The organism is Achromobacter sp. 2789STDY5608615 (genome assembly GCF_001298995.1).
In the GTDB taxonomy this organism is placed as follows: domain Bacteria; phylum Pseudomonadota; class Gammaproteobacteria; order Burkholderiales; family Burkholderiaceae_B; genus Achromobacter; species Achromobacter insuavis.
Genome location: NZ_CYTY01000025.1, coordinates 93277 through 100104, shown reverse-complemented (window position 1 = coordinate 100104; position 6828 = coordinate 93277). Strand labels below are relative to the sequence as shown.

Sequence of the window (6828 nt, the reverse complement as noted above, 5' to 3'; positions counted from 1 at the left end):
TGGTTGAGCACGTCCCTACCCCAGCACCCTCCCACTGCGGAAGGTGCACCCACACCATACAAGGATGAGGAAGGGGAAGTCCGGAGCGAACGCTCCGGACCGCAATCGTGGGCGCCCGCCATCGGGTCCGCCCGACCGAGGGGCGACCTACGAAGCAACATCCGCCACGCAAAAAAAGCTAGGCAATCACCCGCCGATACTCCCCAGCCACATGCTCCCCCGGCAACAACGCCCTCCCCGCCCCAAACAACTTCTCCCGCAACGTCCCCTCCGCATAAGCCGTCTTGTACACCCCCCGTTCCTGCAACTCCGGCACCACCAGATCCACGAAATCCGCATAGCACTCCGGCGTCACCGTCCTCGCCAGGTTGAAGCCGTCGATATCCGTTTCTTCCACCCACGACGCCAGTTCATCGGCCACCTGCGACGCGCTGCCTACCAGCGCCGGGTAGCGGCCGCCCAGCGCCATGTCGGCCAGCAGGTCGCGCACCGTGCGGTCCGTGCGGGCCACCGTCAGGTTCTTCACCGCCGACTCGATCGCGTTGTTCTTCACGTAGCGGATCGGCTCGTCCGCCGCATAGCGCGAAAAATCGATGCCGGTCGAACTGGCGTAATGGGCCAGGCCCGCCTCCGGGTTGGCGTAGCGCAGGTACTCCGCGTGCTTCTCGCGCGCCTCGGCCTCGGTGCGGCCCACCACCGCCGTCACGCCCATGAAGAACTTGATATCGCGCGGATCGCGGCCCTCGCGGGCCACCGACTCGCGCACGCCCGCCACCAGCTTGCGCAGGCCTTCCTTGGTCTGGCTCGACACGAACACGCATTCCGCGTGGCGCGCCGCGAAGGCCTGGCCGCGGCCCGACGAGCCGGCCTGGTACAGCACCGGCGTGCGCTGGCGCGACGGTTCCGACAGGTGATAGCCCTGCACCTTGTAGTACTTGCCCTCGTGATCGATGCGCCGCACCGCCGCCGGATCGGCATAGACGCGCGCGCGCCGGTCGGCGCGCACCGCGCCGTCGTCCCAGCTGCCTTCCCACAGCTTGTAGGCCACCTCCAGGAACTCGTCGGCGCGGTCGTAGCGCTCGTCGTGCGCGATCTGTTCCGACAGGCCCATGGCGCGCGCCGCGCTCTCCAGGTAGCCGGTGACGATGTTCCAGCCGATACGGCCATCGGTCAGGTGGTCCAGCGTCGAAAAGCGGCGCGCCAGCAGGTACGGCGCCTCGTAGGTCAGGTTCACCGTCACGCCGAAGCCCAGGTGGCGGGTGGCGGCGGCCATGGCGGAGACCGTCAGCAACGGGTCGTTGACCGGCAGCTGGATCGACTCGCGCAGCGTCAGGTCGGCCGAGTCCTGGTACACGTCGTAGACGCCGACGATGTCGGCCAGGAACAGCCCGTCGAACAGGCCGCGCTCCAGCAGGCGCGCCAGGTCGGTCCAGTAGTCCAGCGTCTTGTACCGCGTCGACGTATCGCGCGGATGCGTCCACAGGCCGTGGTTGATGTGGCCGACGCAGTTCATGTTGAACGCGTTCAGGAGGATCTGCTTCTTCGCCATGGCGTGCGGTTCCGAGGGAATCAAGTGGTGCCGACGCGGCCGGGCGCGGCGTCGTTCAGGTAGTAGTTGCCGACCGCGTGGCGCTTCCAGCGCACCGGATCGTGCAGCGTGTGGGTGCGGGCGTTGCGCCAGTGGCGGTCCAGGTTCAATTGATCGAGCGTGGCCTGGGTGCCGGCCAGTTCGAACAGCTTGGTGCCGGCGGCCAGGGCCGACTCCGTCGTCAGGGCGCGGGCCTCGGCCACCGCGATGGCGGCGGCCGCCACCAGCTGCGGTTGCGGGTCGGCGGTGGCGATGTCGAGGATGCGGCCGGCGCGGGCCACCAGCGCGCGGGCCGCGTCCAGGCGGATCGACAGGCGGCCGAACTCGCTGACGGTCAACGGATCGTCGGCGGCGCGCTCGACGCCGGCGTCGATCCACGGCCGCGAGCGGTTGCGCACGAAATCCAGCGCATCCGCCAGGGCGGCCTGGCCGATGCCCAGGTCGATCGCGGCGTGGATGATCTGCGCCAGCGGCTTGATGGTGTTGGGCGGCGCGGCCGGATCGATCAGCACCATCACGTCCGCGGCGGGCACGGCCACGTCCTTGAACAGCACGGTGCCGCTGCCCGTCACGCGCTGGCCGAAACCGGACCAGTCGTCGATCACTTCCACGCCGGGGCTGTCGCGGCGCACGAAGGCCAGCCGCTGCAGGCCGTCCTCGCCCACCGTCGCGGTGGGGATCCATTGCGCGTAGAGCGCGCCGGTGCAATAGAACTTGCTGCCGTTGATGCGCCAGCCGCCCTGGCCATCGTCCGACAGGCGGGTGCGGCGCCCGGCCGCGGTGCGCGTGCCGATCTCGGCCAGCGCGTTGCCGAAGCGTTCGCCGGCCAGGGCGCGGGCGTAGAAGCGGCGCTGCTGGTCGGCGTTGCCGTTGACCCGCAACACCTCCAGCGCGTAGTAGTGGTTCTGCGGGATCTGGCCGAGCGAGCCGTCGGCGCCGGAGATGATCGCGGTGACCTGGGCCAGCGTCACCCGCGACACGCCGGCGCCGCCGTGTTCGCGCGGCACCGTGATGCCCCACAGCCCGGACTGCGAATAGCGCTCCAGCTCCGGCAGCGGCAGGCGCCGTTCGCGGTCGCGCACGGCGGCGTCGCGGGCGAAGTCGGCGGCCAGTTCGCGCGCGACGTCGAGCGCCTCGGCGTCGCTGCCGATGATCGCGGCGCGCTGCGGCGCCAGGGTCGAGATGGCGATGTCGGTCATGGCCTCAGATCCAGGAATGGCGGTTGGGGCGGCGCCCGTTCAACAGGTAATTGCCGACCGCGTGGTACTTCCAGCGCACCGGGTCGTGCAGCGTGTGGGTGCGGGCGTTGCGCCAATGACGGTCCAGGTTGAATTCCGCCAGCGAGGCGCGGGCGCCCGACAGTTCGAACAGCGTTTCGCTGGCCGCCAGGGCGATCTCGGTGGTCAGCGCCTTGGCCCGCGCCACCGCGATCGAGGCGGCGGCCACGTCATCGGTATCCAGCGCGCGCGGCGTGGCCTCGTCCAGGTGCGCCGCGGCCTCGGTCAGCACCGCCTGCGCCGCGTGCAGGTCGATGAACAGCCGGCCCACGTCGCCGATCACGTAGGGGTCCTGGGTGGCGCGCTCGACCCCGGCCTCGGCCCACGGCCGGGCGCGTTCGCGCAGGAATTTCACGGTGTCGTTCAGGGCCGCCTCGGCGATGCCGGCGTCGATGGCGGCCTGCATCAGCTGCGCGAACGGGCCTTGCAGCGCGGGCGTCTCCAGCAGCATCCAGGCCGGCAGCACGGTATCCGCCTCGACCCGCACGTTGTCCAGCAGCACCGTGCCGCTGGCGGTGGTGCGCTGGCCGAAGCTGGACCAGTCGTCCACCACCGTCAGGCCGGGCGCGCCGCGCTCGAGCAGCACCGTCACCAGCCGGCCCTCGGTATCCAGCGCCTTGGTCGGAATCCAGTGCGCGTACAGCGCGCCGGTCGAATAGAACTTGCGGCCCGACAGCCGGTAGCCGTCGCCATCCGCCACCAGCCGCGCCTGCACGTCGCGCGCATGGCGCGTGTGGCGTTCGGGGCCGGCGTTGCCCAGCCGCCGGCCGGCCAGCACGCCCTCGTAGTAGCGCCGCTTCTGCTGCGGCGTGCCGACCTGCCGCAGCAGGTTGAGCGCGCCGAAGTGGTTCTGCGGAATCTGGCCCAGCGACGGGTCGGCCGCGCTGATGATGCGGAACACGTCGGCCAGCGTCACGTGCGAGACCTGCGCGCCGCCATACTCGCGCGGCACGGTGATGCCGCCCAGGCCGCTGGCCGAATAGCGTTCGATCTCGCGCCACGGCAGGCTGCGCGCCTGGTCGCGCTGCGCCGCGCCCTGGGCGAAGTCCGCCGCCAGCGCGTGCGCGGCGTCGATGGCCTCGCCGTCGCCGCGGATGCGGGCGGCGGGCACCACGCGCGGGGCCGCGTCGTCATCGATCGGGAGAGAGGAACTCGCGGCTTGGGGCATGGGACGATGCGGACGGAAGGGAAAGGTGCAGCCTATCGGCCCGCCGCGGCGCGCGGAAGGACGGATTTCTCATGCGGATATTTGGAATCGGTATATGCGCCGGAGCGCGCCCATGCCCTCCATTAGCGGCCCGCGCCCGGGCATATCCAAATCACGAAAGAGTGTTTGCGGCGCGCTTCGGCGCTTGCTTAGAGTCGAGCTTTTCCGTTGACCGCCTGGCGTTGCCCTCATGCCCGAACTGGATCTGCCCATTGCCCTGGACTACGACGGCACGCTGGAAGCGCGCCTGTTCGACGACATCCGCCTGACGGTCGCGCCGAACATTCCGGCCGCGCGCATCGAGCCGCCGCGCGACCTGGCCGGCGCCGCCGAGCGCCAGGCCGCCGGCGAGTACGCCGTCTGGAACACGGTGCACGACCTGTTCATCACCCAGGTGGCGGCGCACGCCATCGCCAGCCTGTTCCGCGATGACACCGATTTCCAGTTCGCGCTGGCGCGCCAGCTGGGCGACGACGCCGCCCATGCCGAGTTTTCGCTGGCGCGGGCCACCCTGCTGCTGGATCGCGACGCCAGATCGGAGGTCGAACAGGGCGTGCGCGATGCCTGGGACCTGGTCGGCGGCTTCGCGCTGCGCAACTGGCAGAACTTCCTGGCCTGGCAGTTCCACTACGAGCACTACATCCTGGCGCGCCTGTTCGTGAACCGCCGCACCGCGCGCGTGCTGGACTTCGGCCATCGCGAATTCGGCGAGAACCGCATCCTGCCCGACGAGGAGGCGCATCGCATCCGCATCACGCAGTGGTGGCTGCGCAAGCTGGCCGGCGCCAGCGAGACCGAACGCCACGAGTGGACCGAAGGCCTGATCCAGGCCGACGAGGACGTGCAGCGCCTCCTCGGCCCCTACCTGCGCGACTCCTGGCAGCTGAACCTGCGCGCCACCGGCCTGGACACCCGCGGCCACGTCGCGCTGTACGACGCCTGGCGGCGCGAACTGCTCGCCACCCTCCTGCGCGTGGCGCCCGACGACCTGCCCGCCCTGACCAGCCTGGCCGCCTGACGCGGCCGCACTCCCCCTCACGACCGAAGGAACCCGCATGACCCAGCCCTTGCCCCCGGCGCCCGCCACCGACGCGCCGCAGGATGACGTCAACCCCCTGCGCCGCTGGCTGATGAGCGCCGGCGCGCTGATGGGCGCCGGCGCCCTCTTCCCCAATGTGATCTTCGCGCCCGCCTATGCCGACACGCAGAGCCTGCCCAACACCGTGCAGGGCGCGGTCAAGGGCGGCGTGCTGAACGCGGTGGTGCATCCCGAGCCGCCCACGCTGGCCTTCTACCTGAACTCGTCCACCCCCCACCGGCGCCGTGGCCAGCAAGATCTTCGACGGCCTGGTGGAATACGGCCCCGACCTGAAGCCGCGGCCGCCGCTGGCGGAAAGCTGGAGCGTCGCCGACGACGGCAAGACCATCACCTTCAAGCTGCGCCAGGGCGTGCAATGGCACGACGGCAAGCCGTTCACCGCCGCCGACGTCAAGTGGTCGGCCGAGGAAGTCTGGCTCAAGCATGCGCCCAGCGCGCGCCGCGTGTTCCAGTACCTGCAGCGGGTCGAGACGCCCGACGACCACACGGTGGTGCTGCACCTGTCGCAGCCCACGCCGGTGGCGCTCAACGCCATCGACTCGCTGGGCGCGCCGATCCTGCCGCGCCACCTGTTCGAAGGCACCGACATCCAGAACAACCCGTACAACAACAAGCCGGTGGGCACCGGGCCGTTCGTCTTCAAGGAATGGAACCGCGGCAACTACATCGTGCTCGAGCGCAACGAGCACTACTGGCAGCCCGAGCGCCCGTTCCTGGACCGCATCGTCTGGAAGATCGTGCCCGACGTCTCGGGCCGCGCCACCGCGCTGGAGACGGGCGCGGTCTCGTACGGCGAGCGCAATCCAGTGGCGTTCACCGACGCCACCCGCCTGTCCAGGCTGCCCAAGCTGGCGGTGGACACGGCCGGCTACAACGGCTTTGCCGCCTGGCTGTGGCTGGAAGCCAACCTGCGCGATCCGATCCTGTCCAACCTCAAGGTGCGCCAGGCCATCGCCCACGCCGTCGACAAGCGGGCGCTGGTGAAGACGGTGTGGAACGGCTACGCCGAGCCCTTCGTCAGCCCGGTGCCGTCGCTGGTCAAGCCCTATCACAACCCCAACGTGCAGCAGTATCCCTACGACCCGGCGCTGGCCGAGAAGCTGCTGGACGAGGCCGGCTACCCGCGCGGCGCCGGCGGCTGGCGCTTCGCGCTGACGCACGACTACATCCCGTTCGGCGATGATTACCGCCGCACCGGCGAGTTCGTGCGGCAGGCGCTGCGCAAGATCGGCATCGACGTGACGCTGCGCGGCCTGGACCTGGCCACCTGGACCCGCAACGTCTTCACCGACTACAACTTCCAGCTCATCAGCTCGTGGGGCACGGTGCTGATCGACCCGCAGCTGGGCGTGGAGACGCGCTACTGGAGCAAGGCGGAAGCGCGCGGCACGCCCTGGTACAACGTGTCCGGCTACAACAACCCCGAGATGGACCGCGTCATCGAGGCGGCCCAGGTCGAGACCGATCCGCAAAAGCGCATCGAGCAATACAACGAACTGCAGCGCCTGGCGCAGCGCGACCTGCCGCTGATCGGCCTGTTCGAGTTCCGCTGGTTCGGCGTGTGGGACAAGCAGTTGCGCAACGTGACCGACGCCTCGTCGCACTCGCGCAACAACTTCGCCCACGTCTGGCTCGGCAAGGCCTGAGGAAGCCCCCG

General features: G+C 70.0%; 4 protein-coding genes and 1 pseudogene. 2 read left to right on the top strand and 3 right to left on the bottom strand.

What is annotated here, in order from left to right:
* Positions 1–178: 178 nt before the first annotated feature.
* From AOZ49_RS20920 to AOZ49_RS20910, 3 genes are read right to left on the bottom strand one after another with little or no spacing between them, the layout of a single operon-like run.
* On the bottom strand, positions 179–1549 hold the full coding sequence (locus tag AOZ49_RS20920; RefSeq protein ID WP_054460575.1) for an LLM class flavin-dependent oxidoreductase: 1371 nt from the start codon (positions 1547–1549) through the stop codon (positions 179–181).
* Positions 1550–1569: 20 nt separating this feature from the next.
* Positions 1570–2787: an SfnB family sulfur acquisition oxidoreductase gene (locus tag AOZ49_RS20915; protein ID WP_082380515.1), complete on the bottom strand. Its 1218-nt coding sequence runs from the start codon at positions 2785–2787 to the stop codon at positions 1570–1572.
* Between the two features lie 4 nt (positions 2788–2791).
* Entirely contained in the window at positions 2792–4033 is a 1242-nt protein-coding gene (locus tag AOZ49_RS20910) for an SfnB family sulfur acquisition oxidoreductase (protein ID WP_054477500.1), read from the bottom strand.
* Positions 4034–4262: 229 nt separating this feature from the next.
* Between AOZ49_RS20910 and AOZ49_RS20905 the strand changes: the two genes are divergently transcribed.
* Together AOZ49_RS20905 and AOZ49_RS20900 are read left to right on the top strand one after the other, a co-directional pair.
* Positions 4263–5090: a hypothetical protein gene (locus AOZ49_RS20905; protein ID WP_054477499.1), complete on the top strand. Its 828-nt coding sequence runs from the start codon at positions 4263–4265 to the stop codon at positions 5088–5090.
* 37 nt (positions 5091–5127) lie between these two features.
* Positions 5128–6817, top strand: a pseudogene (locus AOZ49_RS20900) (ABC transporter substrate-binding protein).
* Positions 6818–6828 lie beyond the last annotated feature (11 nt).